The organism is Halovibrio sp. HP20-59, from assembly GCF_033052795.2.
Classification (GTDB): Bacteria; Pseudomonadota; Gammaproteobacteria; order Pseudomonadales; family Halomonadaceae; genus Vreelandella.
Genome location: NZ_JAWJUW020000021.1, coordinates 18,505 through 45,349, shown reverse-complemented (window position 1 = coordinate 45,349; position 26,845 = coordinate 18,505). Strand labels below are relative to the sequence as shown.

The 26,845-nt window shown below is 55.4% G+C and carries 29 protein-coding genes; 10 read left to right on the top strand and 19 right to left on the bottom strand.

Annotated features, from left to right (window positions below; translation table 11 throughout):
- Nucleotides 1-73: 73 nt before the first annotated feature.
- From RZA33_RS17340 to RZA33_RS17330, 3 genes are all read left to right on the top strand, one after another.
- Nucleotides 74-2,260: a malate synthase G gene (locus RZA33_RS17340; protein WP_317508960.1), complete on the top strand. Its 2,187-nt coding sequence runs from the start codon at nucleotides 74-76 to the stop codon at nucleotides 2,258-2,260.
- A 71-nt stretch (nucleotides 2,261-2,331) separates the two neighbouring features.
- A complete protein-coding gene (locus RZA33_RS17335; RefSeq protein WP_317508959.1) occupies nucleotides 2,332-2,748 on the top strand; it encodes a PaaI family thioesterase in 417 nt (138 codons plus the stop codon).
- Nucleotides 2,749-2,900: 152 nt separating this feature from the next.
- Nucleotides 2,901-5,390, top strand: coding sequence for an EAL domain-containing protein (locus tag RZA33_RS17330; RefSeq protein WP_317508958.1), 2,490 nt, complete (start codon nucleotides 2,901-2,903; stop codon nucleotides 5,388-5,390).
- 10 nt (nucleotides 5,391-5,400) lie between these two features.
- On the opposite strand, the gene RZA33_RS17325 is transcribed toward RZA33_RS17330, so the two are convergent.
- Nucleotides 5,401-5,802: a DUF423 domain-containing protein gene (locus RZA33_RS17325; protein WP_317508957.1), complete on the bottom strand. Its 402-nt coding sequence runs from the start codon at nucleotides 5,800-5,802 to the stop codon at nucleotides 5,401-5,403.
- Between the two features lie 127 nt (nucleotides 5,803-5,929).
- Between RZA33_RS17325 and thiS the strand changes: the two genes are divergently transcribed.
- The 3 genes from thiS to trmB are packed head-to-tail and all read left to right on the top strand — an operon-like array spanning nucleotide 5,930 to nucleotide 7,769.
- Nucleotides 5,930-6,166, top strand: a complete 237-nt coding sequence (gene thiS, locus RZA33_RS17320; protein WP_317508956.1) for a sulfur carrier protein ThiS — start codon at nucleotides 5,930-5,932, stop codon at nucleotides 6,164-6,166.
- A 10-nt stretch (nucleotides 6,167-6,176) separates the two neighbouring features.
- The gene (locus RZA33_RS17315; RefSeq protein WP_317508955.1) at nucleotides 6,177-6,986 is read left to right on the top strand and encodes a thiazole synthase; all 810 of its coding nucleotides are present in this window, start codon (nucleotides 6,177-6,179) and stop codon (nucleotides 6,984-6,986) included.
- A 15-nt stretch (nucleotides 6,987-7,001) separates the two neighbouring features.
- Nucleotides 7,002-7,769, top strand: coding sequence for a tRNA (guanosine(46)-N7)-methyltransferase TrmB (trmB, locus tag RZA33_RS17310; protein WP_317508954.1), 768 nt, complete (start codon nucleotides 7,002-7,004; stop codon nucleotides 7,767-7,769).
- Between the two features lie 6 nt (nucleotides 7,770-7,775).
- On the opposite strand, the gene RZA33_RS17305 is transcribed toward trmB, so the two are convergent.
- The 4 genes from RZA33_RS17305 to RZA33_RS17290 form a co-directional block, all read right to left on the bottom strand.
- The gene (locus RZA33_RS17305) at nucleotides 7,776-8,378 is read right to left on the bottom strand and encodes a glutathione S-transferase N-terminal domain-containing protein (protein ID WP_317508953.1); all 603 of its coding nucleotides are present in this window, start codon (nucleotides 8,376-8,378) and stop codon (nucleotides 7,776-7,778) included.
- A gap of 44 nt (nucleotides 8,379-8,422) precedes the next feature.
- Entirely contained in the window at nucleotides 8,423-9,424 is a 1,002-nt protein-coding gene (locus tag RZA33_RS17300) for a 2-hydroxyacid dehydrogenase (protein WP_317508952.1), read from the bottom strand.
- A 5-nt stretch (nucleotides 9,425-9,429) separates the two neighbouring features.
- Nucleotides 9,430-10,341 carry an ectoine hydroxylase gene (gene thpD / locus RZA33_RS17295; protein ID WP_317508951.1) on the bottom strand — a complete coding sequence of 304 codons (912 nt, stop codon included), beginning with the start codon at nucleotides 10,339-10,341 and terminating at the stop codon, nucleotides 9,430-9,432.
- A 417-nt stretch (nucleotides 10,342-10,758) separates the two neighbouring features.
- Nucleotides 10,759-11,673: an AEC family transporter gene (locus RZA33_RS17290; protein WP_317508969.1), complete on the bottom strand. Its 915-nt coding sequence runs from the start codon at nucleotides 11,671-11,673 to the stop codon at nucleotides 10,759-10,761.
- Between the two features lie 105 nt (nucleotides 11,674-11,778).
- Between RZA33_RS17290 and RZA33_RS17285 the strand changes: the two genes are divergently transcribed.
- On the top strand, nucleotides 11,779-12,282 hold the full coding sequence (locus RZA33_RS17285) for a hypothetical protein (RefSeq protein WP_317508950.1): 504 nt from the start codon (nucleotides 11,779-11,781) through the stop codon (nucleotides 12,280-12,282).
- A gap of 5 nt (nucleotides 12,283-12,287) precedes the next feature.
- Nucleotides 12,288-12,881, top strand: a complete 594-nt coding sequence (locus tag RZA33_RS17280; protein WP_317508949.1) for an SCO family protein — start codon at nucleotides 12,288-12,290, stop codon at nucleotides 12,879-12,881.
- On the opposite strand, the gene RZA33_RS17275 is transcribed toward RZA33_RS17280, so the two are convergent.
- From RZA33_RS17275 to RZA33_RS17245, 7 genes are all read right to left on the bottom strand, one after another.
- Nucleotides 12,878-13,942, bottom strand: a complete 1,065-nt coding sequence (locus RZA33_RS17275) for a prolyl oligopeptidase family serine peptidase (protein WP_317508948.1) — start codon at nucleotides 13,940-13,942, stop codon at nucleotides 12,878-12,880. The two genes, RZA33_RS17280 and RZA33_RS17275, sit on opposite strands and share 4 nt — an antisense overlap.
- Before the next feature lie 2 nt (nucleotides 13,943-13,944).
- Nucleotides 13,945-14,625 (bottom strand): FKBP-type peptidyl-prolyl cis-trans isomerase, encoded by a 681-nt coding sequence (locus tag RZA33_RS17270; RefSeq protein ID WP_317508947.1) that lies wholly within the window; start codon nucleotides 14,623-14,625, stop codon nucleotides 13,945-13,947.
- Nucleotides 14,626-14,765: 140 nt separating this feature from the next.
- The gene (locus RZA33_RS17265) at nucleotides 14,766-15,209 is read right to left on the bottom strand and encodes a universal stress protein (protein ID WP_317508946.1); all 444 of its coding nucleotides are present in this window, start codon (nucleotides 15,207-15,209) and stop codon (nucleotides 14,766-14,768) included.
- Nucleotides 15,210-15,230: 21 nt separating this feature from the next.
- On the bottom strand, nucleotides 15,231-16,514 hold the full coding sequence (locus RZA33_RS17260) for a TRAP transporter large permease (RefSeq protein WP_317508945.1): 1,284 nt from the start codon (nucleotides 16,512-16,514) through the stop codon (nucleotides 15,231-15,233).
- A gap of 30 nt (nucleotides 16,515-16,544) precedes the next feature.
- Nucleotides 16,545-17,123, bottom strand: coding sequence for a TRAP transporter small permease (locus tag RZA33_RS17255; RefSeq protein ID WP_317508944.1), 579 nt, complete (start codon nucleotides 17,121-17,123; stop codon nucleotides 16,545-16,547).
- Between the two features lie 286 nt (nucleotides 17,124-17,409).
- Nucleotides 17,410-18,456, bottom strand: coding sequence for a TRAP transporter substrate-binding protein DctP (gene dctP / locus RZA33_RS17250; RefSeq protein ID WP_317508943.1), 1,047 nt, complete (start codon nucleotides 18,454-18,456; stop codon nucleotides 17,410-17,412).
- A gap of 253 nt (nucleotides 18,457-18,709) precedes the next feature.
- Complete coding sequence (locus RZA33_RS17245) at nucleotides 18,710-19,282, bottom strand: TIGR02444 family protein (RefSeq protein WP_317508942.1); 573 nt, start codon at nucleotides 19,280-19,282, stop codon at nucleotides 18,710-18,712.
- A gap of 29 nt (nucleotides 19,283-19,311) precedes the next feature.
- Here RZA33_RS17245 and RZA33_RS17240 point away from each other — a divergent pair, with 29 nt between their 5' ends.
- Nucleotides 19,312-21,288, top strand: coding sequence for an ATP-binding cassette domain-containing protein (locus RZA33_RS17240; protein WP_317508941.1), 1,977 nt, complete (start codon nucleotides 19,312-19,314; stop codon nucleotides 21,286-21,288).
- Between the two features lie 15 nt (nucleotides 21,289-21,303).
- Here RZA33_RS17240 and dtd read toward each other — a convergent pair whose 3' ends face one another.
- The 6 genes from dtd to RZA33_RS17210 form a co-directional block, all read right to left on the bottom strand.
- On the bottom strand, nucleotides 21,304-21,741 hold the full coding sequence (dtd, locus tag RZA33_RS17235) for a D-aminoacyl-tRNA deacylase (protein ID WP_317508940.1): 438 nt from the start codon (nucleotides 21,739-21,741) through the stop codon (nucleotides 21,304-21,306).
- Nucleotides 21,742-21,776: 35 nt separating this feature from the next.
- Entirely contained in the window at nucleotides 21,777-22,355 is a 579-nt protein-coding gene (locus RZA33_RS17230; RefSeq protein WP_317508939.1) for a chalcone isomerase family protein, read from the bottom strand.
- A gap of 113 nt (nucleotides 22,356-22,468) precedes the next feature.
- Nucleotides 22,469-23,332 (bottom strand): universal stress protein, encoded by an 864-nt coding sequence (locus tag RZA33_RS17225; protein WP_317508938.1) that lies wholly within the window; start codon nucleotides 23,330-23,332, stop codon nucleotides 22,469-22,471.
- Nucleotides 23,333-23,460: 128 nt separating this feature from the next.
- The gene (gene thiD / locus RZA33_RS17220) at nucleotides 23,461-24,291 is read right to left on the bottom strand and encodes a bifunctional hydroxymethylpyrimidine kinase/phosphomethylpyrimidine kinase (RefSeq protein ID WP_317508937.1); all 831 of its coding nucleotides are present in this window, start codon (nucleotides 24,289-24,291) and stop codon (nucleotides 23,461-23,463) included.
- 144 nt (nucleotides 24,292-24,435) lie between these two features.
- The gene (locus RZA33_RS17215) at nucleotides 24,436-24,816 is read right to left on the bottom strand and encodes a helix-turn-helix domain-containing protein (RefSeq protein ID WP_317508936.1); all 381 of its coding nucleotides are present in this window, start codon (nucleotides 24,814-24,816) and stop codon (nucleotides 24,436-24,438) included.
- A 4-nt stretch (nucleotides 24,817-24,820) separates the two neighbouring features.
- Nucleotides 24,821-25,123, bottom strand: a complete 303-nt coding sequence (locus tag RZA33_RS17210) for a type II toxin-antitoxin system HigB family toxin (RefSeq protein ID WP_317508935.1) — start codon at nucleotides 25,121-25,123, stop codon at nucleotides 24,821-24,823.
- Nucleotides 25,124-25,462: 339 nt separating this feature from the next.
- On the opposite strand from RZA33_RS17210, the gene RZA33_RS19945 reads away from it, so the two are divergent.
- Nucleotides 25,463-25,528: an IS3 family transposase gene (locus RZA33_RS19945; RefSeq protein WP_416337883.1), complete on the top strand. Its 66-nt coding sequence runs from the start codon at nucleotides 25,463-25,465 to the stop codon at nucleotides 25,526-25,528.
- A 69-nt stretch (nucleotides 25,529-25,597) separates the two neighbouring features.
- Here RZA33_RS19945 and RZA33_RS17205 read toward each other — a convergent pair whose 3' ends face one another.
- A complete protein-coding gene (locus tag RZA33_RS17205; RefSeq protein WP_317508934.1) occupies nucleotides 25,598-26,710 on the bottom strand; it encodes a TRAP transporter substrate-binding protein DctP in 1,113 nt (370 codons plus the stop codon).
- Nucleotides 26,711-26,845 lie beyond the last annotated feature (135 nt).

Below are 26,845 nucleotides of genomic sequence, written 5' to 3'. Positions count from 1 at the left end.
ATTTTCCATAAATATATTTTACTCTGCTCGCGGCAACTATATTGCCCACGGGCATCATCACAGGAGAAACCCCATGAGCGAGCGTATCACGCGCCACCGTCTACAAGTGGCAGCCGATTTAAATCGTTTTATAAATGAGCAGGCGCTACCGGGAACGGGCATTGAAGAAAATGCTTTTTGGACCGGTGTCGATGCCTTATTTCATGATTTGACACCCAAAAATCGCCAGTTGCTAGAAGAACGCGACTCACTGCAAGAAAAACTCGACGCATGGCACCGTGAAAATCCTGGCCCAGTCAGCGATATGCCGGGATACCGCCGCTTCTTGAAAGAGGTTGGCTACCTAGCAGAAGCCCCGGCTAACGTTAAAGCAACCACTGCCAACGTTGACCGTGAAGTCGCCGTTCAGGCAGGCCCGCAGCTGGTCGTACCGGTCAGCAACGCCCGCTATGCGCTGAATGCGGCTAACGCACGCTGGGGCAGCCTTTACGACGCGCTGTACGGCACCGACGTGATTCCCGAGGAAGACGGTGCGGAAAAAGGCACCACTTTCAACCCAAAACGTGGTGCCAAAGTCATTGCCTACGCCCGTGGCGTGCTTGACCGCGCCGCCCCGCTAGCGACTGGCTCTCACCGTGATGCGGTTAAATACGCCATTCGCGACGAGCACTTGGTGGTAACCCTTGAAGGCGGTCGCGAAACCGGCCTGAAGGATGCGGGCAAGCTGATCGGCTTCAACGGCGATACCGCCGCACCGGAGGCCATCCTGCTGAGCAACAACGGCCTACACCTGGAAATCCAGATCGACGCCAACGATTCCATCGGCAAAACCGATCCGGCTGGCGTGAAAGACGTGGTGGCCGAAGCCGCCCTGACCGCCATTATGGATTGCGAAGACTCAGTTGCGGCGGTGGATTCAGAAGATAAGGTCGGTGTTTACAGTAACTGGCTCGGCCTGATGAAAGGCGACCTGGAAGAGAAGATCGACAAAGGTGGCAAGACGTTTACCCGCAAGCTTAACGCCGACCGCACCTGGCAAACTACCGATGGCAGCAGCGTCACGCTACCCGGACGTTCGCTGATGTTCGTTCGCAATGTGGGTCACCTGATGACGACACCAGCGATTTTGGATGCGAACGGCAACGAGCTGCCGGAAGGCATTTTGGACGCCGTGGTGACTTCGCTGCTCGCGCTGCACGACTTGAAAAAAGATGCCGATCAACCGCGCAACTCGCGCACCGGGTCGGTTTACATCGTTAAGCCAAAGATGCACGGCCCTAAAGAAGTCGCGTTCGCCAACGAATTGTTTAGTCGCGTTGAAGATATTCTGGGCATGAACCGCGACACCCTGAAAATGGGCATCATGGACGAAGAGCGCCGCACCACGGTTAACCTGAAAGCGTGTATCGCTGAAGCGGCCTCCAGGGTGGCGTTTATCAACACCGGCTTCCTCGACCGCACCGGCGACGAGATGCACACCGTGATGGAAGCGGGCCCTATGGTGCGTAAAGGCGATATGAAGAGCGCCGCCTGGATTCAGGCCTACGAGAAGAGCAACGTGCAAGTAGGCCTAGCCTGCGGGCTGCGCGGCCGCGCCCAGATCGGTAAAGGCATGTGGGCGATGCCTGACCTGATGCACAACATGCTGGAGCAGAAAATCGGCCATCCCAAAGCGGGTGCCAACACCGCTTGGGTGCCGTCCCCTACGGCTGCCGCTCTGCACGCCTTGCATTACCACCAAGTAAACGTCACCGACGTTCAGCGCGAGCTGGAAGAGCTGGGTGAGCCCGACTACTTGGACGACCTACTCACCGTGCCGGTAGCGGAAAACGCCAACTGGTCGGATGAAGAGAAGCAGCAGGAACTGGACAACAACTGCCAGGGTATTTTGGGTTACGTAGTGCGCTGGGTAGAGCACGGCGTAGGCTGCTCAAAGGTACCGGATATACACGACGTGGGCCTGATGGAAGACCGCGCCACGCTGCGTATCTCCAGCCAGCACATTGCCAACTGGCTACACCACGGTATTGTCGATGCACCGCGAGTGGAAGAGACGCTCAAGCGCATGGCCAAAGTAGTCGACGAACAGAACGCCAGCGACCCGACCTACACCGCCATGAGCGCTGATTTTGAAGGCTCGACTGCTTTCAAAGCCGCCTCTGACCTGATCTTCAAAGGCCGCGTACAGCCTTCCGGCTACACCGAACCGCTACTGCACGAGTGGCGCCAGGTGCATAAGGCCAAGGTGCATAAAGCGTAGTCACTTCGTTTTATGATGACATCAGCCTCGAGGCTCAACCCTCGGGGCTTTTTTGATAAAGGAAAACAACAATGACCATCATGACCGCCGAACAAATCGAACACTTCCTCGACGATGTATTTCCCCAGCGGATAGGCAAGATCGAAAGCGTGGGTGACATGACCTCCACCATGCGCTTGAAGGTTGGCGTTGAGCACCTGCGCCCAGGCCCGCGGGTTTCAGGCCCCACCATGATGGGCTTTGCCGATGTTGCCATGTACGTCGCCATTCTGGCGCAAATAGGCCCCGAACCCATGGCCGTGACCAGCGACCTCAACTGCCACTTCCTGCGCGCGGCATCGGGCGACCATGACATTATCGCCCACGCCAAACTGCTCAAGCTCGGCCGCCGCCTGGCCGTTGGTGAAGTTCTGGTGGTTTCCGCCGCCGATGAGACCAAGCCGGTGATCCATGTCACCGCCAGCTATATGTTGCCGGGAAAAACCTAACACTACCTATAAGCCACTGATTTTAAATATTAATCAAGGGCGCGCCAGCGGAATACTTTTCGTGTTACGATTTTCAGGTGCGTTATCGTCACCGTTTTAAACGCCATCCTAAAACATTTGCTCATTTTCCCACCAGGGTTGGCGGTTTTTTAATGCTCATATCCAATATTTTGCCCGACCCCCAAACCCTGAATGCCATTCAGGGTGAGCACGAGGCCTCTCTGGTACTGGTTTCCTGGCTAGTGGCCTTAGCAGCTTCGTACGCAGGTCTGGATATTATCAAGCTGGTCAGCAACATGTCTCGGCCGATGTGGCGTCGCGTATGGCTTTGGGCAGGGGCCAGCGCTATGGGGCTGGGGGTTTGGAGCATGCACTTTATTGGCATGTATGCCTACCAGCTTGATTTTCCGGTAAGCCATGCGCCCATGCTTACCTTACTGTCGATTATTCCCGCCATTCTGGGCAGCTTTAGCGCTATGTGGGTACTTTCCCGCGATGCCCCTTCACATCGCGCCCTGCTATTGGCCGGGCTAGGCCTCGGCGCCGGTATCGGAGTGATGCACTATAGCGGCATGGCCGCGATGCGCGCGCCAGCAGAGCTTTATCACGCCCTGGACCTTTTCTTGATTTCGCTGCTCGTGGCGATTGGCCTCGGCGTGTTAAGCGTTTATGCCTACCGCCTCTGCCAGCATGAGTGGGGAATGCAGCGCTCCAGGACCTGCGCCTTCATTGCCGCGCTGTGTGTTTCCGTTGCGGTATGTGGCATGCATTATGTTGCCATGCAGGCCGCCTGGTTTGTGCCAGACCCCAGTGCCGCAGCGTCTTCCTTATCGTCAGCCTCGCATTGGCTTATTGCTGTTATTGGTGGCGTTGCCGTATTAACAGCACTGCTTGCCCTGGTGGCGACCCAGGTACAGCGACGCCTGGATGACAGCCAGCGCCATGAACACATGACCCATACCCGCTTGCTGGAAGTCATCTCCTCGCTTCAGGACAGCGTGATCCTGCTGGATGAGCAGGCTCGCATTCGCCTGTGTAACGCAGCGTTTGAACGCCAGGTAGGGAGGCGTTCCGATCAGTTGATGGGCCTGCCTGTGTCACAGCTTGACTACGCCGAGGACAGTTACACGCTGAGTCAGCACATCCGCCAAGTATTGGAGAAAAAAGGCCAGTGGAACGGGATGATCACCGCCCTGCGAGCTGACGGCACCAGGTTTCCGGCTTGGTTGAGCGTTAGTCGTGTCACCTACGCCGACAGCGACGACCGCGATTATGTAGCGCTCCTCAGCGACCGCTCTGAAGAGCACCAGGCCCAACAGCGGATCCGCTATTTAGCCTACCATGACACGCTAACGGGGCTTCCCAATCGTCAGGCCCTACAAGAACGCCTAGCCGCCTACTCTCAAACGCCCCAGGCCAACCACCGCCGAGTGCTATTGGCATTGTTGGATATTGACCGCTTTAAGGTGCTTAACGACAGTCTGGGACAAGATATTGGCGATGAGCTTTTGCGCCAATTAGGCGAGCGGTTGCAGCAATGGGCAGCAAACGGGCTCAACGTAGCGCGGCTCGACGGCAACGAATTCGCCTTACTGGGTACACTTACATCAACGCACGAAGCCAGTGCGCAGCACGAAGCCCACGCTCTTATCGAGCAGATAGTAGACGCACTAACTGCCGAATACTCGCTTCAAGGCCATCGTTACCTCTGCCGGCTAAGCGTAGGGGTTTTGATGTTCAATCCCCTCGAGCATGATAGTAGCGCACCGTTGTTCAAACGAGCAGACCTTGCCTTGCTGGCAGCCAAGCGGCTAGGCGATGGTAGACCCCAGTTCTTTCAACAAGCCCAAGAAGATGCGTTAGAAGAGCGCCTAACGCTTGAACGCGAATTACGCCACGCGATTGACCATGATGAACTGTGCCTCTACCTCCAGGCGCAGGTAAACGAGGCAGGAAAGACAGTGGGTGCCGAAGCACTGGTTCGCTGGCAACATCCTGAACGGGGCATGATTTCGCCGGGGCAGTTTATCCCCCTGGCCGAACAAACCGGGCTGATCCTACCGCTGGGGCATTGGGTATTGAAAGACGGTTGCCGACTGCTGGGCGAATGGCGTCAAGACCCGCGGCTGCAGCATTTAAAGCTTTCATTGAACGTCAGCGTTCGTCAGTTTCAGCAGCCTGATTTTGCCGACCAGGTGATGGCCGTAGTGGCAGAGTACGGGGCACCGCCCGAGCGATTAACGCTGGAGTTAACCGAATCGCTACTACTCAGCGATCTCGAGGGCACTATCAGCAAGATGAAAAAGCTTCGTGATTTCGGCGTTAGCTTTGCCCTTGATGACTTCGGCACCGGCTACTCGTCGCTTGCCTACCTCAAGCTCTTACCCCTCGACACCCTCAAAATCGACATCGCGTTTGTACGCGATTTAACTCAGGATATGCAGGCCAAGCCAATCGCTGCCACCATTATCGCGCTTGCGGAAAGTTTGGGGCTTGGGGTTATCGCTGAAGGGGTTGAAACTGACGGCCAGCGCTTAGTACTTTTCAATTTGGGCTGCCACTTTTATCAGGGCTTTCTGTTTGGCCGCCCCGCGCCTGCGTTAGCCTTTGCCAAGGCGCTACCCGTCACCCACACTGTGTGAAGGTCACTTGTTAACGGCGCTTTACCTCGCACTGCTGACGCCCAAAAAGTACCGCTGCCCCAAGTGCCAACCAACCGGCCATCAGCAACACGCCGCCGATCGGCGTGATAATCCCCAGGTTCAGCCCCGCTAACGCCATTAAGTAGAGCGATCCTGAGAAGCACGCCATGCCGAGCGCCCATAGCGCCAGCACCCAGCGCTGCCCCGTCAGCGGCCTTACTTGGCGCCACACCAGCACGATCATGATGGCCAGCGTGTGCCATGCTTGGTAGCGCACGCCGGTTTCAACGGCACTGACCATTGCCTCGGTTGTGCGCGCTGCCAAACCGTGAGCCGCATAAGCCCCCAGCATTACCATAACGGCGCCCGACAGCGCCGCGATACACCACCAGGCTTTATCTGTTCGTTGCACGCTGCTCTCCTGATCCATATAGCCCTTTATCTGTCGGACTGTTTACACCAACGGCGTACCTTGAAAGGCGCGAAACCGCTACAATAATAGAATATACATTGCCTCAATCGATGAGACGCCGTTATCTATGTCTATTCAAACCGAGTCTACTCAAGCCGGCGCGACACAAATACGCCTCAACGGCGAACCGCATACGTTAAGTGCTGGTCACACCGTTGCCGATTTGGTTGAGCAACTGGGCCTTAGCGGCCGCCGCATTGCCGTTGAGATAAACGAAGAGATCGTTCCCCGCAGCCAACACGCCGACACCCGCTTGATCGATGGCGACCACGTGGAAGTTGTCCACGCGATTGGCGGCGGCTAAAGGAAGCACTATGACCCAACTAACCCATGCATCGCTAGCCGATACGCCGTTAACCATTGCCGGGCGCGACTTTCACTCGCGCCTACTGGTGGGCACAGGCAAATACAAAGATTTTACTGAAACCGGCGCCGCCATTGCCCAGAGCGGCGCTGAAATCGTAACGTTTGCCGTACGGCGAACTAATTTAGGCCAGGACGCCGAGGCGCCCAATCTATTAGACGCTATCTCCCCCGAGCGCTATACATTGTTGCCCAACACTGCTGGCTGTTATACCGCTAAAGACGCCGTGCGCACGTGTCGCCTCGCCCGCGAGCTGCTTGATGGCCACAACTTAATCAAGCTGGAAGTACTCGGCGACGAAGCGACGCTCTACCCCAACGTGGTGGAAACGCTAAAAGCCGCCGAAACGCTGCTCGCCGACGGTTTCGACGTCATGGTGTACACCAGCGACGATCCCATTGTGGCACGCGAATTAGAAGCCATGGGCTGCTGCGCCATCATGCCGCTAGGCTCGCTGATTGGCTCCGGCCACGGTATTCAGAACCCCTACAATATTCGCCTCATTGTTGAGCAAAGCAAGGTGCCGGTGCTGGTGGATGCAGGCATTGGCACGGCCTCGGACGCCGCCATGGCCATGGAACTGGGCTGCGATGGTGTGCTGCTCAATACCGCCATTGCTCACGCCCGCGAGCCACTACGCATGGCCAACGCCATGAAGCTCGCCGTTGAGGCGGGTCGCGACGCCTTTTTGGCCGGCCGCATGCAACGTCGCCAGGGGGCTGACCCCTCATCACCTTTCGCAGGCCGTATTAACGGTTAATTGATTCGAGACCCCATGACTGAACCTAATGATGACGTAACCGAAAGCCACGTCGCCCCCGAAAGCAGCGTTCCCGGCCCGGAAGAACAGGATGCTCCGCTGCACCGCCGCGGGATTAAAAGCTATGTAATTCGCGCGGGGCGTATGACCCCGGCCCAAAACCGTGGATTGGAAGACGTTTGGCCGCGCTTTGGCCTCACCATCGCCGATGGCCGTCAAGACCTGGACGCCCTGTTTGGTCGCCAGGCGCCGCGGGTAGTAGAAATCGGTTTTGGCATGGGTAACTCGCTGATTGAGCAGGCCGAAACCCATCCGGATAGCGACTTTATCGGCATCGAAGTCCATGCCCCTGGCGTTGGTAAGCTATTAGATGAGGTCGATAAACGCGGCCTGACGAACCTCCGCGTTTACCGTGAAGACGCACTTGCCGTGCTTGAGCACTGCCTTCCCGAAGGCTCACTGACCACGCTGCAGCTCTTCTTCCCCGACCCTTGGCCGAAGAAGAAGCACCACAAGCGGCGCATCGTGCAGCCTGCGTTTGTTGAGCTGATTCGTACTCGCTTAAAATCCGGCGGCACTTTTCATCTGGCTACCGACTGGGAGGCCTACGCACAGTGGATGGCCGAGGTTATGGACGCGTCCCCCGGCTATGCCAATACCGCCAGCGCCGATACCGCCCCCTACGTGCCGCGCCCGGCGTTCCGCCCGCTAACCAAATTTGAAGCCCGGGGCGAAAAACTGGGCCATGGGGTTTGGGATTTGATCTACCAGCGAAGCGAATAATCGGCGCTACTCAAACGCCGTCAGTGCAAAGCTCTCGCCCTCCACCACCTTTGCCTGCCAGGCGTGTAGCGTTGGGTAGCGGTTTTGCCAGTCAAAGGCCGGTAGGCGGAAACTGAGATACGCCAGCGCGACGGCAACGGTAATCGCCCCCAACGTGCGCTGGGCGCTGCCCGCCAGCACCCGGGGGTGCTCATTGAGTGTGACTAGCGTACGTTCGATGGCTTTTAAACGGCGCTGACCCAACAGCGTCGTATCCACTTCGTTACCATTATGCTTGCGGCCAATCACCACATTAAAGGCGGCGTCCATCAAGCCCTGCCCCAGCCCTGCCAGCGCTAGGGTTTCCGCTAATGTCTGATTGGGCATCAGAGACGGCCCCTCACCCATTGCATCCAAATAGTGAGCAATCAGAAGGGATTCCGTCAGCACCTCACCCTCATCGGTCACCAGTGTTGGAACGCGGCTTAGCGGCGTAATCTGCAAAAGCTCGCTATCCGCCGCCCAAGGGTCGCACCAGCAAAGCTCGGTACGCTCGATAAGCTGCTTTTCGTACAGGCACACATGGGCAATGCGCGCATAGGGGGAGGAGGTATTTAAATAGAGCTGCATGGCGACCTCATCATAATGTTAAACACTTGCTAAGTAGCGCAAGACTAGTCCAACTTAGCGTTAACGACACGATGCATGGTTCCTTCTCCGCTATCAAAGGCATCAATATTGGCCAGAGTAGTTTCGGCAATATTGGTCAACGCCTCGGCGGTAAAGAAGGCTTGATGGCCGGTAATGAGGACATTGTGGAATGTGGTTAGGCGCATAAATTGATCATCGTCGATCACACCCTGGGAGAGGTCTTCAAAGAACAGCTGCTCTTCCTCTTCGTAGACATCCAACCCTAAGCGCCCGATTTTGCCGCTTTTCAGGCCAGCGATTACCGCTTGGGTGTCGACTACTCGCCCGCGGCCAGTGTTGATTAGCATCACGCCTTCCTTCATTTGCGCGATGGCATAGGCATCAATTAAATGGTCGGTGTCTGAGGTCAGCGGACAATGTAGCGAGATAATATCCGCCTGGGCATACAACGTTTCCAGCGGTACGTACGCTACAAAGGATTTAGCGTCTGGGCTGGGAAAGGGGTCGTTGGCCACGATACGGCAACCAAAACCGTGCATGATATCGGCAAAAATAAGCCCAATATGCCCAGTGCCAATAACGCCCACGGTTTTGCCATGCAGATCGAACCCTAGTAAGCCATCCAGGGCGAAATTTCCCTCGCGCACTCGATTGTAGGCGCGATAGGTCATGCGATTAAGGCTTAGCACCAGCGCCACCGCGTGCTCGGCCACGGCGTGAGGTGAGTAAGCTGGGACCCGCACCACCGTCATGCCTAAGCGCTCGGCGGCAGCCAAATCTACATGATTAAAGCCTGCCGAACGCAGCGCGACTAACGTTGTGCCATGGTCATGCAGCTGCTGTAAGACAGCCGCATCAAGACTATCGTTAACGAAGGCGCAGACGCCGTCAAAGCCCTTAGCCAAAGGCGCCGTATCCACTGTTAGTCGCGCATCGAAAAAGCTGATCGAGTGGCGCTCTGCCACATTGGCGCGGTTCAAAAAAGTGCGATCATACGGCTTAGCGCTAAACACGGCGACGCGCATCAGGGTTACTCCTCAAGCGGCTCCAGCGGTTCCCAGTCGGAACGGTTGGCCAGAAACTCGGGCCTAGGCCGGTTACCGCAGTAAGGGTCGTGGAGCGTGTTATCAACGCTATTATAAACAAAAAACAGATTGCTTCGCGGCCAGCAAGACATATTGATGTTAGAGCCATGCATGGTATTGCATTCAAAAATCACCAGCGAGCCAGCGGGCCCCTTAGGTGCTTCAATATCGTTTTCCAACATTAGTTCACGGAGGCTGCTGGCGGGCGGGACGCCTACCTCTTGGCTTTTAAGCGACTCTTTATAGTTGTCTTCCGGCGTTCGCCCCACACAAGGGATAAAATAACGGTGCGAACCGGGAATCAACATCAGTGGCCCGTTAAACTCGCCGTTGTCGGTGAGAACGATAGAGCAACTGAGCGCGCGCATACGTGGCATGCCGTCTTCGCTATGCCATGTTTCAAAATCGGAGTGCCACTCAAACCCTTTGCCTTTGAAGCCTGGCTTGTAGTTAATCCGCGACTGATGGATATACACATCGCTGCCCAGTAGCTGCTTAACAATCGCTAATAATTTGGGATCGCGGGTCAAACGCTGAAAACGCTTTGAAACATCGTGGATACCAAAAATGGTGCGGATCTCTTCACGCCCCGGTTCAAGGATCGTGCCTTCGGAAAGTTTAAGGTCGGCATCGTCCTCGTACTCCCGCAGTTCTTGAAGAAAAACCTGCATATCGTCGGCGTCAAAGAACCCTTCAAACGAGAGGAAGCCCTTCCGCTCGTACTCCTCAATTCTCGACCTATCCAATGGGCCATTGGCCAGTTGAGACTCATCCCCGGACACCACCGGGTCGATGCGCTCGAACATTCCTAGCTTACGTTCCAAGCGAGTAGGAAAAAGATCTTGGGTATCGTTCATGGCAAACTCCTCCGTTAGTAGGCATGTCAAGAAACGCCTTTTAGGCGTCCCCTACAAAACGTAGACGCCAAAACACAAACCGGCAATATCGCTACGCCAGCCAATGTTTCGCTGCAAGGTAAGAGGCTTTAAACCGATAGTATGGGGAGGCGGAAGCAGACAGCCTACTGGACAGAGGCTAAGGCGGCAGCTAGCAGGACCAAAAAAGAAAGCCGCTCCAAAGGAGCGGCAAAAGACCGTGACTAGCAATGAGAGGGAGAAACCATGACAGGAAACTGGCGATGATTTTTACATCAACAACTGTCGTGGTTGCCAGCGACTCATCAAACGCTGACACCAACAATGTAATAGTTCTCATTTACCGCGTCAATACAAATACGAATATTTTTTATTTGATTTTTTTATAAGCATCTTGGGTCAGCTAACCAGCTGTAGCCACAGCGGCAGCGTGAGCATTGCTAATACGGTTTGTCCGGTGATGATCGCCGCCATCAGCTCGGCATCGCCGCCCAGCTGACGCGCTAAAATATACGCCGACGTGGCGGTAGGCAGTGCGGCAAACAGTAGCGCTACATCGCGGCTGACCGGATCGAGCTGTAATACCCAGCTAAGTGCCAGCACCAGCGCAGGCATAAGCAGCAGTTTAACACTATTGGTCGCCAGCACGCCGCGGTCAACGCGCAGCAGGGCCGCTGGTCGCAGTGCCACACCCACGGCTACTAACCCCAGCGGCAACGCCGCACGACCCAGTAGCGCCACCGTATCTTGACTCCAGCCGGGCAAACCAATGCCCGACAGGTTTAAGCCGATACCCAACAGGCAGGCCAGTATCAGCGGATTTTTGACCAGCGCCATCATGCTTTTACCCATACTTGCGCTGCCCAAAGCGCCCACAGCCACAAAGCTTGCCACGCACATCACATTAACCACCGGCACCATTAGCGCCACAGCGACCGCAGCAGTGGTGGCGCCTAAGCTGCCGTGCAGCGCAGCGGCACCCGCGACACCCACATAGGTATTAAAACGTATTGCGCCCTGAAACACGGAAGTAAACGCCGCAGGAGCTAACTGTAGCCAACGGCGCAAACGCCACAGCAATAGCCCAAACAACCCCATCGCGCCAAGCAGCACGCAGGCGAGACGACTCACCGGCACTTGGGCCACATCGGCGGTCGCCAAGGTCTCCACCAGCATCGCCGGAAACAGCACAAAGTAAATCAGCCGCTCCATCTGTGGCCAAAACTTGTCGTTGGGCCAGCGTCCGTAGCCCAGCGCAGGACCCAATAAAATTAATAAAAACAGTGGCCCTAAAGCGCCGGTGATACTCTCCATTTGCATCCCTTTTGCCTGCGACATCCCAGCACAGCGATATCGGCGCGATTACTGTTACCATGATGGAATCTCCCGCCTCACGGCTTGCGTAGCGACTATTCTGCCATGAAGATGACGTCAAAAACTGTACACTCTGCGGCCTTCCCCGCCTTAAGGGTACTGATACTGGTGACCGGCTTAGCGCTGGCCGCCTGTGCATGGTACGCCTTTGCGCATTGGCTACATCGCGATAGCGATGTCACATGGTTTCCCCCAACGGCTAGCTGCAACTTGCATGCTGCGCCCTGCTCAGCCACGCTGGGCGATAAAGGCCGCATCACGCTTCACGTTCAAGCCAGTGGAAGAATCGATGCGCTGGAAATATTACCACTGGACGTCAAGGTTGAAGGCGTAAAGGCTACCCAAGTTGAGGTCGATTTTATCGGCCGCGACATGGATTTGGGGCTCCACCGTTTTGCGCTCAGTGCCAGTTCCCCCCGTCATTTTAAAGGTCAAGGCCAAGTGGGAATGTGTACCCAATCCGTTATGCCCTGGCGCGCGCGGGTAATACTGGAAACCCAAGAAGGTAAGGTGGGTAGTTGGTTCGATTTTGACGTCGTTCGGAGTTAGCACAGATGGTAAGAAAATCGTTATGGCTTGGCGCTGGAATCGTCGCATTATTGCTAGTGGTCAGTGGAATCGGCCTCTATCAGTATGCGTTCGCACCGCAAGACGGCGAAGCGGTGGGCGGCCCGGTAGAGCTTCCTTCCACTCAGGGTGATTTTTCGCTAACCCAGCTGGACGACGATCAGATCGCGATCCTGTCGTTTGGCTACACCTACTGCCCCGATATATGCCCCATGACCCAGTCGGTTAAGCGTCAAGCCCTGGCCCAGCTTTCTGAACAGCAGCGTGCGCGTGTGGTACCGGTGATGGTTACCGTCGATCCCGAACGCGACACCATTGAGCGCATGCAGGAGTACATGGGCTTTTTCGGCGATACGTTTATCGGTGCGGTGGGCAGTCAGGAACAGCTTGAGGATGTAGCGTCGCGCTATGGAGTCATATGGCGGAAGGTCGAAGCGCCGGATTCGGCGATGGCTTACACCATCGACCACAGCGCCTCGCTATTTCTGGTCAACCGCGAGGGCGATATTCTCCAGCGCGTACTCTATTCGCCGACCCCACACGGTTTGGTTTCCGCACTAGAAAGTACATTAGACGGTTAATCAGTTGAGGGTTGCTCAGGGGTAGCCTGCAAACGGTCCAACATCGCCATCAGCGCGCCAATTTGGGTGCCGTTACGCGTATCGTGCTGAGGGCTTAGCTGCCAGGTACTTTCGGCAAAACCCCACCAGTCCCAGCAGCCTTGGGGGTTCGCGATACTGCTCTCCGCTTGGGGATAAAGCACGATTTGCTGATGCGCTGCCGCCCAGTTGTTTAACCCGGTATAGCGCACAAACGTATCGCCGATCACGTTTGCGCTCATTTGACAGCCGTGTAGTGCCAGCGTTACCGGGCATTCGCCTGCTTCACAGCCTTCAGGAATAAACACATAGCCGGTGTCGGCTAGGCCTTTTACCGCAAACTCCGATTGATCAAACGCGGTTAGCGCTGCGCCGTTTTGCGCTGTTTCCTCACGCTCGGGATAGAGCCAATCCAGCATGTCGCCAGCAATATCTTCATCGCAGGCTAATACGTAACTACCCCCTCCCCGCTCGCAGTTGCCCCATTCTTGGGGGCCTGGGGTTGTGTTACGAGGCAAGCGCACGGGCCAGCCGTGGCCGGTATCTGCGCTGCGCACTACACGCAATTGCTCAGGCGAGGCAAGCCAGCCTTTCAACTGCTCTGCTAATAGGTCGCCTAGCGCCGGTTCAACGACCTCGTCCTCTTCCCCGTGCCACAAAAAGGCTCTTAATTGGCTAAGTGCATCAACACTGCCAGCCTGTTCAAGTGACAGGTAACGGTCATGGCGCGCCTCCAAATCTTCCAATGAAGGCGCGCCACGGCGCATCATCATGCATTGGTTTAGCGCCAAGCTCAGCGAACCCTGGGCACAGCTCCAGGGCCCCGCCGCCAACACGCCCACGCCGCTAAAACGCTCTGGCCAAGCCACGACAAGTTGGGTCGCCATATAACCACCAGACGACACCCCGACGGCACTGGCTTGATCAGAAGAGGCGCCCAGAGCAGGTAAATCATCGGGCTCGCTAGGCGTCTCATCTTGGGCCATCAGCGGCGCCGACGCGCACACACCGATGCAAAGCAGCGCGTAAGCAGTTGGACGCATGCTTATTCGACGCCTAACAGTTCAACGCGGAAGGTCAGCACTTCGTTGGGTCCGATCGGCCCTTGACCGCTCTCACCGTAAGCAAGATCCGCAGGGATATATAGCATCCAAGTATCGCCAACGCTCATTAGCTGAAGTGCCTCCTGCCAGCCTTCGATGACTTGATTGGCCTGAAAGCTGACGGATTCACCGCGTTCGAAAGAGCTATCGAAAACGGTGCCGTCCAGCAGCATGCCTTCGTAATTCACTTCGACAGTATCTTCAGGGCCAGGCGTGGCGCCATCGCCAGATTCAAGCACTTCATACTGCAAGCCAGAATCAGTCACGGTGACGTCTTCACGCTCAGCGTTCTCGTTGAGAAAGGCTTCGCCTTCATCAAGATTCATTTGCGCTATTGCTTCGGCTTCGGCTTCCCGTGCTTGCATTGATTGCTCTTGGAACGCCATTAGCGCTTCGCGCATTTCTTCTTCACTTAGCGCTAGGTCATTACCTTCAAAAACATCGCTCATGCCGTCATTAAAGGCGTCCAAGTCGAGGTCTTCAATGTCCGCTTGCATGCTTTCACCCAGGGTGACCCCTAAGCTATAAGCCAAGCGCTGTTCATCGGTTTCTGGCGCTGCCGCTGCAAAAGGGGCAACCAAAAGCAAACCCGTCAGTGCCGTGGTGGAGAGCAGTCGTTTCATGAAAGATCCTTTTATCTTGAATAGAGCGGCGCCGAACGCCAAACGGTGATTCGCAAAGATTAACACCCACCGCCCCGAGCTGCATCTTCGGGAGGGTAGGTGCTGATAAGACCACACAATAAAAGAGAGGTTTAGTCGATTTAAACAACCAGTGTTGGGCAGTGGGCGGCGCCAGCCACGCGCTGTGAGACGCTACCCAGCAGCGGATTTTTTTCACCGTTGGTGCCCTGCGCGCCGATCACAATCAGGTCACACTCTCGCTTACGAGCAAGACGCACAATAATACGCGAGGGGCGCCCGCCTTTAACAAAGGCGCGCACACGCGATTCGTCGGCGCCCAGTTCTATCGCATGGGATTTCGCATGCACAGCGATCTCGGTGGCGTACTCTTTCAGCGCATCGTCGGGAATGTCCAGTTGGTTAGGCCGCACCATGGAAAGTGAGGCTTCCATCAGGCTGTGGTGTTTGAACACACACAGTAGATAAAGCTCGGCGCCGGTTAGCATCTGCAAGCCTACCGCTTTTTCCAGCGCCCTAAGGGCGCCTTTAGAACCATCCACCGGAACCAAAATGCGATTAAACATTCGCGTACTCCTTGTGGCTGTTTAGCGGAAGGCAACATCGCGCAGGAATAGCGCAATTTGTGGGAACATAATCAGCAAGGCGGCCGCTAAAATGAGCATGAAGATAAACGGCGGGGTTCCTTTGATCACATCCAGATAAGGACGTTTAAAAATCGCAATCGCTGTAAAGATATCGCACCCGAAGGGCGGCGTTGCCGACCCAATGGCCACCTGTAGCGTGATCAAGATACCCACCAACACCGGATCGAGCCCGGTTGCTTCAATGGCGGGGGTAAAGATCGGTGTCAGCACCAGAATCACCACAATCGGGTCAACGAACATACAGGCAACGAAAAAGGCGATACAAATCGCGATCAGTACACCCGTGGGCCCTGCTTCATTGACGCCTACCGACTCCAGAATCATCTGCGGAATCTGCGCAAACGAAATAATCCATGAAAAGCCGTTACCCACCGCAACCAGAATAAACACCACGGCGGTGATCAAGCCGGTCGATTTGGCGATAGCGTAAATATCGTTCATCTTCAGCGAACGAAATACCACAAACTCAAGCAGGATGGCATACAGCACGCAGGCGGCTGCGGCCTCGGTCGGACTGAAGACCCCGCCGTAAATCCCGCCCACGATAATCACCGGAAAGCCTAGCGGCCATAGCGCTTGCTGAACCGCTACAGCGCGCTCTTTCCAGCTCGATTTTGCTTCCGTGGGCACGTCTTTGACGATAGCGTAGATAATGCAGTAAGCCGAGAACATGCACAGGATCATCAACCCGGGCCCGATCCCAGCAATAAAGAGCTCGCCGATAGAAGTCCCGGAAATAACCCCGTAAATAATCATGCCGATACTGGGCGGAATCAAAAACGCAATGTCGCTGGCGTTAATAATCAGCGCTAACGTAAAGGAGTCAGAATAGCCCGCTTTCAACATTTTGGGCCGCAGTGGCGAGCCGACAGCCACCACTGTTGCCTGGGTAGAGCCCGAAACGGCACCAAACAGCGTACACGACGCCGCCGTGCTCACTGCTAAGCCGCCTTTAATATGGCCGATAAATGCCATTACCATATCAATTAAGCGGTTAGCCGACTGCCCTCGGGTCATAATATCGGCGGCAAGAATAAACATCGGCACGGCAATCAGTGAGGCTGGGCGTATGCCCGCCATCATTTGCTGGATCAGCGTTTCCATCTGACCGAAGCCGTTAAACATCATATAGAAGCCAATGACCGCCGCCGTAATTAGCGGGATCATCATTGGAAAGCCCAGCAGCAGCAGGGCAATCATGGTGGTGACCATTATTGTCGTCATAGCGGTTCCCCTAAGGTGCAGTGCCCTGCGTTAGACTTCAGTTTCAGTGTCTTTATAACCATCCACCACGCCCGTTGAGAGATAGACATCCCGGGAGGTGAAGTTTTTAACAGCGGTCAGCAGGTATTGAATACCCGTGATCGCAAAGCCCATCGGCACCCATAGGTAAATAATCCAAATCGGCAAGCCCAAAGAGGGCAACACACGACCTTTGCTTTGCAAATCAATAATATAAAAAATCGAATAGTAGAGTAGGAAGAACATCACCAAGGAGGTAAACAGCGCGATACAGATCATCAATACTTTGCGGCCGCCGACCGGCAGCGCATCGTAGATAGCCGACATGCGAATATGCCGCCCATGCCTTGCCGCATAGCCCACCCCCGCAAAGGTAATCATGATGATTAAAATGCGGTTTAGCTCGCCGGAAAACATAATGCTGTTGCCAAATACAAAGCGAGCAACCACGTTGGTAACCGTATTCAGTGCCATTAGCAAAACGCCCATCGCAAGGATCACAGCCTCTATTTTACTAATGGCAGTGTCGATCACCCCTAATACCCCCGGCAAACCGGAGCGATAATCCTTTTCCATCTCTTCATCGGTCATGGCCGGACTCCTTACTAACGGCTCTAACGGCATCGAATCTGTGCCGTCGGCACAATTAACACAACGTTACACTATTAATGCCCTATCAATACCTCGTACCCATCAACGAGGAATTAACCTTAGCGTAACGGCATGACGTCACAGGTGATTCAACGCTAGATGTACGCCATTCAAGCGCAACGCAGTTAACACCCAGGCCGAACGCTGAACCGCCACAAAACAAAAAAGGGCAGCCTGTGCTGCCCCTGGTGCTAATCACCCATCTTGCCGTGCGGCTTAACGGTGATTACTCGTTAGTGACGGCTTCAAGATCGGCTTTGAATTGGTTGAGTAGCTCTTCACCTCTCTCACCGGTCATTTTCAGGAAGGCTTCTTCGACCTGTGGTGCACGCTCACGGAAGGCTTGAATTTGCTCTTCGTTCAGACGCGTCACCGTCACTTTATCGGATGCTTCTTGAATCTTCTCAAGCGACTCATCAGCTAAGCCTTGAATATGCTCAATCGTGTGGTCATAAGCGGCGTCAGAGGCTTCTTGTACTAGCGCCTGATCTTCTTCAGATAGCCCTTCGTAGAAGTCCTGGTTGGCCATCATTGCGGTCGTAAACCAGCCGTGACCGGTGAAGGTCAGGTGTGGCGACACTTCATACAAACCACCGGATTCAATCCAGAAAATCGGATTTTCTTGGCCATCGATAATGCCGGTCTGCAGGCCACCGTAAACTTCACCCCATGGCAATGGCGTCGGCGTCGCGCCAAAGGCATCATAGGTTTCCGTTAACAACGGATTGGTCATGGTGCGAATTTTCTTGTTATTCAGCTCCTCCGGCGAGGTAAACGGCTCGTCGGTGGTCACGACCATTTCGCCTTCTGGGTACATTTTCAGCAGCTCTAGACCTTGCTCGGCATAAAGCTCTGGAAACATCTCGTTGATCGCTTCACTTTTTTCAAAGAACTCTAAAACGGTCTCTTCGTCGGTAGGCAGTAGGTAAGGTATGAAGAAGATTTGCGCTTCAGGAATCAGCGAGCCGGTAAAGCCAGGCGACTGATTGACGAATTGAAGAATACCGTTCTGGGTCTGCTCCATAATGTCGTCAGACTCGCCCAGCTCACCAAACCGGTAAACCTGTACGGTATGGTCTGAGTTATCTTCAACATACTCTTTAAAAGCGTAGGCAAATACGTCTTGAACATCACCTTCATACTCTTCGTGGGCATAGCGCCAGTTATCTGCTTGAGCAGCAGCACTAAGACCAAACAGCAGTGCACCTACGCTTGCCGTTGTCATTAATTTAGTGGTTACAGAACGAGTAGAAACGGATTTGCTTGCCTTCATGCGATGTTCCCCTTGCAGTGGTAAGCGCGCTGTACGAGTGCGCAATAACCTAGTTTTGAAAATCCAATGGTTAAAACTCGATGTTTTACATTGGAGTCCGCCTCGCGTTTCTTAACACGACGCTATTATTCACCGACCGGTTTTGGCTACTTACATTAGCTACTAACCGATCGCTAACAAGCAGTGATGTGGTTGTTACTACCTGTTAGCAAGCGAATAACGCTAGGTAATTTAAAATCAGCTTAAATTCAGGCTAGCGCGCTCCTTGATGGGGGTCAAGCTGGGAAGTAAGCGTTTGTAGCGCCTGAAGCGAGGCCGTTTGGCTTTTCAACGCCGCTAACGGCAGGGAGGCTTCAGTGGCGTAAAGTAGCTGTTTTCGCAACCATTTTGCCGAATCTAGCGATATTTCAGCGATATTTCTAACAGGCTCGCCAACGCTAGACGCTTCCCAAACCCACGCTTGCCAACGTTGAAGATTCTCACGCTCGGCCATTAATTCGGCCTGCTTGATGGTCTCGCGCAGCCTCGCCACGGACTCGCTCGAGGCCGCGGAGGCTTTTAAATCGCGGCGTAATCCACGCAATACAGTGGTTACATGGCACTGCCAAAGACGGCGCTGTTCACGCTGGCGAACGAGCGCTGCGGGCTCGGCTTCCAAGCCGCAGGTATAGAGCCAGCAATGGAACATTACCTCGCACACGTCGAGCTCAGCCTCCTCTTGAAGCGTTAGGCAAGCCGTCTCGACGCCGGGCTTGGCGTATAGCGCCAAAGCGAAATCCCACAAGGGTGTCTGCTGTAGGCGCTGCAATCGGGTAGAATCAAGCATCAAATGAGTCACTTTTTTCGGGAGAAGGCATGATCGCACTGCGCCAAGTCGCCCTGCAACGCGGCACGCAAACGCTACTCGACAACGCGGATATTACCCTGAACAGTGGGGTAAAGGCCGGCATTATCGGGGCAAACGGCGCCGGCAAATCGAGCCTGTTCAAACTCTTGTTGGGCGAGCTGGGACCCGACCAAGGCGATATAGAGATGAGCGGCGGCCAGCGCATCGCGCACATGGCCCAAGAAGTCGGCACCCTCGACCGCCCGATTATCGAGTATGTGCTTGATGGCGATCTAGCGCTGCGTCAAGCAGAAGCCGATTTGCGCGCTGCCCGCGAAGCCGGTGAGGCCCACCGCGAAGCCGAACTGCACGGTTTAATTGAAACCCTGGATGGCTACCGCGCGGAATCACGTGCGGCGCAGCTGCTGGTGGGGCTAGGCTTCCTCCAGGCGGACCTCACTCGCCCGCTCTCGGCGTTTTCCGGCGGCTGGCGGATGCGGGTCAACCTCGCCCGCACGCTGTTTATGCCCTCCGACTTATTGTTGCTTGATGAGCCTACCAACCACCTGGATTTGGACGCTCTACTCTGGTTGGAGCAGTGGCTAACGCGCTACCCAGGGACGCTGCTACTAATTTCCCATGACCGCGACTTTTTGGATGCGGTGTGTGATCACATTGTGCATATGCACCATCAAACGCTGGAGCTTTACCGCGGCAACTACTCCCAATTTGAGCGTACCCGCGCCGAAAAGCTTGCTCTACAGCAAGCTGAAGCCGCCAAACAGCAGGCCCGCCGGGAGGAGATCGAGCGTTTTATTACCCGCTTTAAGGCCCAGGCAACCAAAGCTAAGCAGGCGCAAAGCCGGGTCAAGATGCTTGAGCGGATGGAAGATATCGCCGTCGCCCACGTCGACTCCCCTTTCCACTTCACGCTGCCCGCCGCTGATAAAACCTCGCGCCCCCTGCTGGTGCTGGATCAGGCTCAGCTCGGCTATCGGGGCAAAAGCGGCGACGGCAGTGACGACAACGTCCAGTTGGACAAGGTCAACGTTACCCTGCTCCCCGGCAGTCGCATTGGCCTGCTAGGCCCCAATGGGGCGGGTAAATCGACCTTGATTAAATCGCTAACCGGTGAACTTGAGTTGCTTAACGGCAAACGCATACCCGGCGAGCATTTGGCGATTGGCTACTTCGCCCAGCACCAGCTGGAGAGTCTGGACGTGTCGTCGACGCCCTTTGTGCATGTGCAACGCCTTTCGCCCACCGCCAGCGATCAGGAGATCCGCAACTTCCTGGGTGGCTTTGGCTTTAAGGGCGATGATGCTTTCGGCAAAGTCGCTAACTATTCAGGGGGTGAGAAAGCCCGCCTGGCACTGGCGCTCGTCGCCTGGCAAAAACCCAACCTGCTACTGCTCGATGAGCCCACCAACCACTTGGACTTAGAAATGCGCGAAGCGCTGACCCAGGCGCTGGCAAGCTTCGAAGGCACGGTTATTTTGGTCTCTCACGACCGTCACTTACTACGCGCTACGGTCGATGAGTTCTGGCGGGTAGCGGATCACCGCGTTGAGCCCTTTGATGGCGATTTGGAGGACTACCGGGTTTGGCTTAAAGCGCGCCTGGAGGAGAGCCGGCGGGATTCACGCGGCGAAAAAGCCGAGCGTCAGAGCCAACAGCCTAGCGGTGACAGCCGTGAAGCACGCAAGGCATCGCGCAAAGCGGCCGCCGAGCTGCGCGAGAAACTGCGCCCGCTGAAAAAGCAGCGTGACCAGGCCGAAAAAGCCATGGAAAAGGCCCAACAGGAACTTGATAAGGTCGAACAAGTGCTGGCGGACCCTGAGCTTTACACAGACAGCAGCCGCAAAGCCGAATTGACCAAGACGCTTAGCCAGCAGGCTGAAATTAAAGCGCGTTTGGACGAGTCGGAACGACAGTGGCTAAGCGCCGAAGAGTCATTGGAAACAATGGAAGCCGAATTGCTCGCCAGCGAAGGTGCGGAAAGCTAGTGCTCAAAACCGGGGCTAGCTTTCGAGCAAAAACGTTACCGGGCCATCGTTGACCAGGCCCACCAGCATATCAGCACCAAATTTACCGCTGTCGACATACGGCCAGGCGGTGTAAGCCTGCTCAACCAGCAAGTTAAACAGCGTTTCGCCCTGGGCTGGGGAAGCAGCGCTAGAGAAGCCCGGACGCAGCCCTTTGTGAGTATCCGCCGCCAGGGTGAACTGGGAGACAAGCAGCAGACCGCCATTGGTCTGCTGCAGGTTGTAATTCATTTTACCGTCGGCGTCGCTGAATACGCGGTAGTGGAGTAGCTTATGCAGCAGCTTCTCCACGCTGGCCGCGTCGTCATGCTTTTCCACTCCCACCAGCGCCAACAGCCCGCGATCAATACTGCCGACAATATAGCCGTCCACTTCTACGCTTGCGCGCTTTACCCGCTGAATCAAAGCTTTCAACGTTCTTTTCCCTCACTGCGTTCGTTTCTGACTAGTTAGTCTCTGCCTAATAGTGCATCGCGAAAGCCTTCTTTTAAAGGCCGCTCGCCTAACCAGATTCCAAACATCGCGCTGGCCAGTTTTGCGTTACCGCCCTCAAATAGTCTATCGCCATTTAGCACCAGCCGCAGGGTATCGCCGTCCCAACTCAGTACATAGCGATCTTGTGGCTCGACACCCTGATAGCTTTCGTTGAAGGCATCAATTTGAGTTTCCAGCTGGGAATACTCGTAGGCAGTTAGGTTGTCGCGTAGCGTTTCGGTGGTAGCTTCGACAAACTCGTTGGCTTCAATGGCGTGAAAATAGGCTAACTCTAAGCGCCGCGGTACATCGCTCAATGGCTGCGGCTGGGTTTTGTCTGCCGCTTGGTAGTACGCACCCGCATAGGCCGTCCAAATCATATAGCGCAAAACCCCACTACCAATGAGGCTATAGCGCTGGCCATGCTCCTCTACTATGCGCTCAAACGCTTCGCCTTTTACGGTCACACTACTTGCCATGGCCCAGGGAATCATCAATAGACCCGCCAATAGTGTTGCAAATTGAACGGCGTGCCGAGCTTTTGCGATGGACATAAAACCTCCTAATGGCTGCATTGTTATACATACCATTACAGCCAACATAGGTTCCGTACAATAGCTCTTTACAACATGTTGGGCATGAACCAACACCCGTTAAACGTGAGCACTCACCAGGCGCGGCAAAGCATCAGGTCGCAGTGAGGCTCACTCAACAACATTTCTGTGACTTGGCTAGCATGATGAGGCTGCCCCCGGCTGCCGATCATTACCAAATCGGGGGAATGCCGCTTCATATACGCCTGCAATACATCGCAGGGTGCGCCCTGCTCTAGCACTAGCTCTACCTCGGGTACTCCGTCTAACTCGCGCATCAGCGTATCGACTTCGTTGTTCAACTGCTCGCGCAGTCGCTGCACTTCATAATCACGCCAATGGGCGTAATACGCCTGGGAACCCAGCTCGCGCTCACCGGGTAGCGACCAAGCGTGCAGCAACGTCAGCGAGGCCTCGGGGAAGCGGATTAGTGCCTCTTTCAAGGTATGCCGCGCCGTCAGCGAAAAATCGATAGGTACCAGAATATGCTGCCATGGCTGGGTCGGTTGGTGAGAAGAGACAACGACAGGGCATGGCGCGCTGCGCAGCACACGCATCACGGTGGTGCCCGCCAGCAGGTCTTTTTGGCCCCGCTTGCGGTGCATGCCCAAAATAATTAGCGCGACATTGCGCTCATGGGCTTCGCGGACAATCTCAACGTGAGGCGAGCCGGCGACGGTTTGGATCAGCGTTTTGGGCGCTTCGAGGCCGTAATCTTCGCGCAGGTCGGTCGCAGTGGCAGTAATATCTTCGACCACTGCGCTTTCAATATCACGCAGTATCCGCCGTGGGAGATAGGGGTCCACCACGTGCAGCACATCTAGCTGAACACTTTGGGCATAAGCCAAACGTAACGCCCGAGCAAAAGCGGCGCGATTGTCAGCGGAAAGATCGGTGGCAAACAGGATCGTACTTGAGCTTGAGACAGTGCGAAGCATGGCGAGAAGCTCCTTGGCCGAGCAGCTTAGCCCGGTAAGCCGTTAAGCAAACACACTCCTTAGCATGGTGGGCAATGCCCATTCTCGCAAGCTACCTGTGCCCAAATGCCCCCGGGCAGCACACCAAATTACCACCAAGCGTGAAAGTGGTGCACCGGTCCGCGCCCTTTACCCACACTTAGACGCACACTCGCCTCTAAGGCGGCATGCAGCCACTGCTTGGCCTCGCTGATCGCCGCCACCGGCGCATCAGCGGCTGCATCAGCGGATAACTTCGCCAAGCAGGCGGCAATCGCCGAGGAAAGCGCACAGCCGGTACCGTGCAAGTTTTCGGTATCAATACGCGAGGCGGGCAGCCACTCATGGTGGCTGGGTGTGGCCAACAGGTCGGGACAGGTTGCCCCGCGTAAATGGCCGCCTTTCAGCACCACGTAGGGCGCACCCAGCTGTGTTAGGCCTGGCAGCATTGCCTCCATCGCGTCCGGCGTTGTGGGCGTCGGCGTATCAAGCAGCACCGCGGCTTCCGGCAGGTTGGGCGTTATCACATCGGCAAGCGGCACCAGGATATCGCGCACTGCGCGGATGCCGTCATTATCGACCAGAATATCGCCGCTTTTGGCCACCATCACAGGGTCAAGTACGATCCAACGTGGGCGGCGTTGGCTCAGCACCTCGGCGATCACCTCGGCCACATCACGGCTGGCGACCATGCCGATTTTGACAGCCTCTATTGCCACATCATCCAGCAGGTGCTCCAGCTGTTCGCGAATGGCCTGGGGCGAGACGGGATACACTGAGGCCACACCGCAGGTATTCTGGGCGATCACCGCGGTGATCACATTGGTGCCGTAAACGCCAAGGGCTGAAAAGGTTTTCAGGTCACCCTGCAGCCCGGCGCCCCCCGAAGGATCAGAGCCGGCGATGGTAAGCACATTGCAAAGACGGGAATGGGTAGACATGGGGCTCCTTCACGACAAAAACGTCACTGTACGCCTAGGATACCCAAGCTGCGCGCCTTATGCTGCCGAAAACGACATGCCAAACACACAAAAGCCGCCCGAATGGACAGCTGGGCGGCTTTGTAGTGGTTTCTGGTTGCTCTATCAGGCGGGGTGAGTATCGCGCGGAGGCTTGATCAAGCTCTCAGCTGGGATACCGAACATCTTGTGTAGCTTCCAGACCATGGTTAGAGTCAGATTGCGCTTACCGTTGAGTATCTCGTAAACACGGTTGCGCTTGCCTATTGCCGGCTCCAGGTCTTTAGCGGTAAGCCCCTCCTGATCCATGCGGAACTTGATCGCCTCAATGGGATCAGGCAAGTCCACAGGGAATTGCTTTGCTTCGTAAGCCTCGACCAGGGTCAGTAGGATATCGAAGCGGTCGCCGTCCTCGGTGCCAGGTTCAGGCTCGTTGTCGAAGTATGCGGATACCTCGCGCAGCACTGCCTTGTAGTCGGCCTCAGTGTGAATCGGGCGAATATTCATAGGATCACTCCATTTCAACTGTCTCGGCGTCCACTTTGTCGTAATCAGCGTGGGTGCCGATGAACTTGATGTAGACCGCGTCGAATCGATAGGCAACACTCACGATGAGTCGGTAGTCGTTGCCCTTGATGTCAAATACGACGCGCTTGTTACCCAGTATGCTGGCTCTTGGGTATCTCGCCTTGATGTCATGCGAACTCTTCCACTTAGCGTGCTTTACTTCGTCAACCCAGGCCTCCAGCGGGCCTTTGGCATCAGGATGCTGTTCCCAGAAATCCTTTAGGTTTTTTGTCGATATTATTCTCATGCGGCCTCCTTGATAGAGGCATTATATCCCAAAATGGGACTAACCTCAAGCCCATTTTAATCAATCACATTCACCCTCCCAGCTCACTCAATTAATTGTCGCCTGTTGAATATGCGCAAAGAGCGGCATAATGCGGAGAATCTCATTGAGCCACTGGTACTAACCTAGGGGAAAGGACAAGACCAAGGGGTTTGCTGCTACGGCGATCTCGGGCGTGCACGGTTTGCAGCCCCGGTGGCACGCAGATGATGTCCTAGGGTTGAGAAATGCAACTAAGGAATAGCAAAGCTTGGCTGGAATTCGACAACATTGAGCAGTTACAGACGGGCATCGGCCAATGTGGTTAAGACCAAACTAAAAGGCCTGAGTCCGGTTCAGTACCGAAATCAGGCCTTGCCCGCTTAGTTTTTACTGTCCCTATTTTCGGAGCCAGTTCACGAAGGCGGCTCGTTAGTGTGCGTCAAGCACGTCAAACTATTGCGCGGTGTCACCTTCCGGGTTGCGGGCGTTGTAGTACGCCTGCTCAGAGATAGCGTGGTAATCCTCAACCTTCTCTTGGAACGCTTGATAGGAGTCATAGATACGCGTGGCTAATTCGCTCGATTCCGCCAACTCTGCGACAACATCAGCTGAGTGCTCCCGCGCCTGAGCCAGTACGTCGTCAGGAATGCGGCGCAGTTCAACATCGTGCTCGTTGACCAGGGTTTCCAGCGCATCGTTGTTACGGGCAGTGTACTCGTCTAGCACGCTTTGGTTAACGTCACTAATGGCGGTACGCAGAATCGCCTGCAAATCCGATGGCAATTCGGCGAAAGCCTCTTCATTAACAATCGCCTCGAACATGACCGTCGGCTCGTGCCAGCCTGGGTAGTAATAATAATCGGCGGCTTGATGCAAGCCGAATGCTAGGTCGTTGTAAGGGCCGATCCACTCAGTGGCGTCGATCGCACCGGACTGCAGCGAGGTAAAGATCTCGCCGCCCGGCATGTTTACAATCGCGACGCCCATGCGGCTCATCACTTCGCCACCCAAACCGGGCATACGCATTTTAAGGCCGTTCAGGTCGTCAACCGAGTTGATCTCTTTGTTGTACCAGCCGCCCATCTGCACGCCTGAGGCACCCGCAACCATTACGTCAACGCCGAAGTCATCGTACAGTTCGTTCCACAGCTCCATGCCGCCGCCATAGCTTAGCCAGGCGTTCATCTCTTGGGCGTTCATACCAAACGGTACGGCAGCGAAGAACTGGGCGGCGGGGGCTTTGCCTTTCCAGTAGTAGGAGGCGGAGTGGCCCAGCTCGGCGGTGCCCTCGGAAACGGCGTCAAAGACCTCAAAACCCGGTACCAGTTGGCCTGCGCCGAAGACTTCAATGGTTAAACGACCATCTGACATGTCGTCGACCAGTTGAGAAAGGCGCTCGGGGCCTTGGCCAACGCCGGGGAAATTCTTCGGCCAGGAGGTGACCATTTTCCAACGAAACTCGTCTTCTTGAGCTTGCGCCTGGTTATCAACACCCGATATCACCAGCAGACTGGCGGAGAGCGCGGTCGTCGTGGCGATGGCGACGGGGAGTGTTTTGGCTTTCATACGGACAATCCTCTTACTGTCTATTATTACTATTATGAGTAGGAAATACTCCGCCTAGCGTAGAACACCAAGCGGTTTACTACAGGCCATTAATGGCTGTTAACTGCTTTTTGTTTAGGCTGCCACTTCTTAACG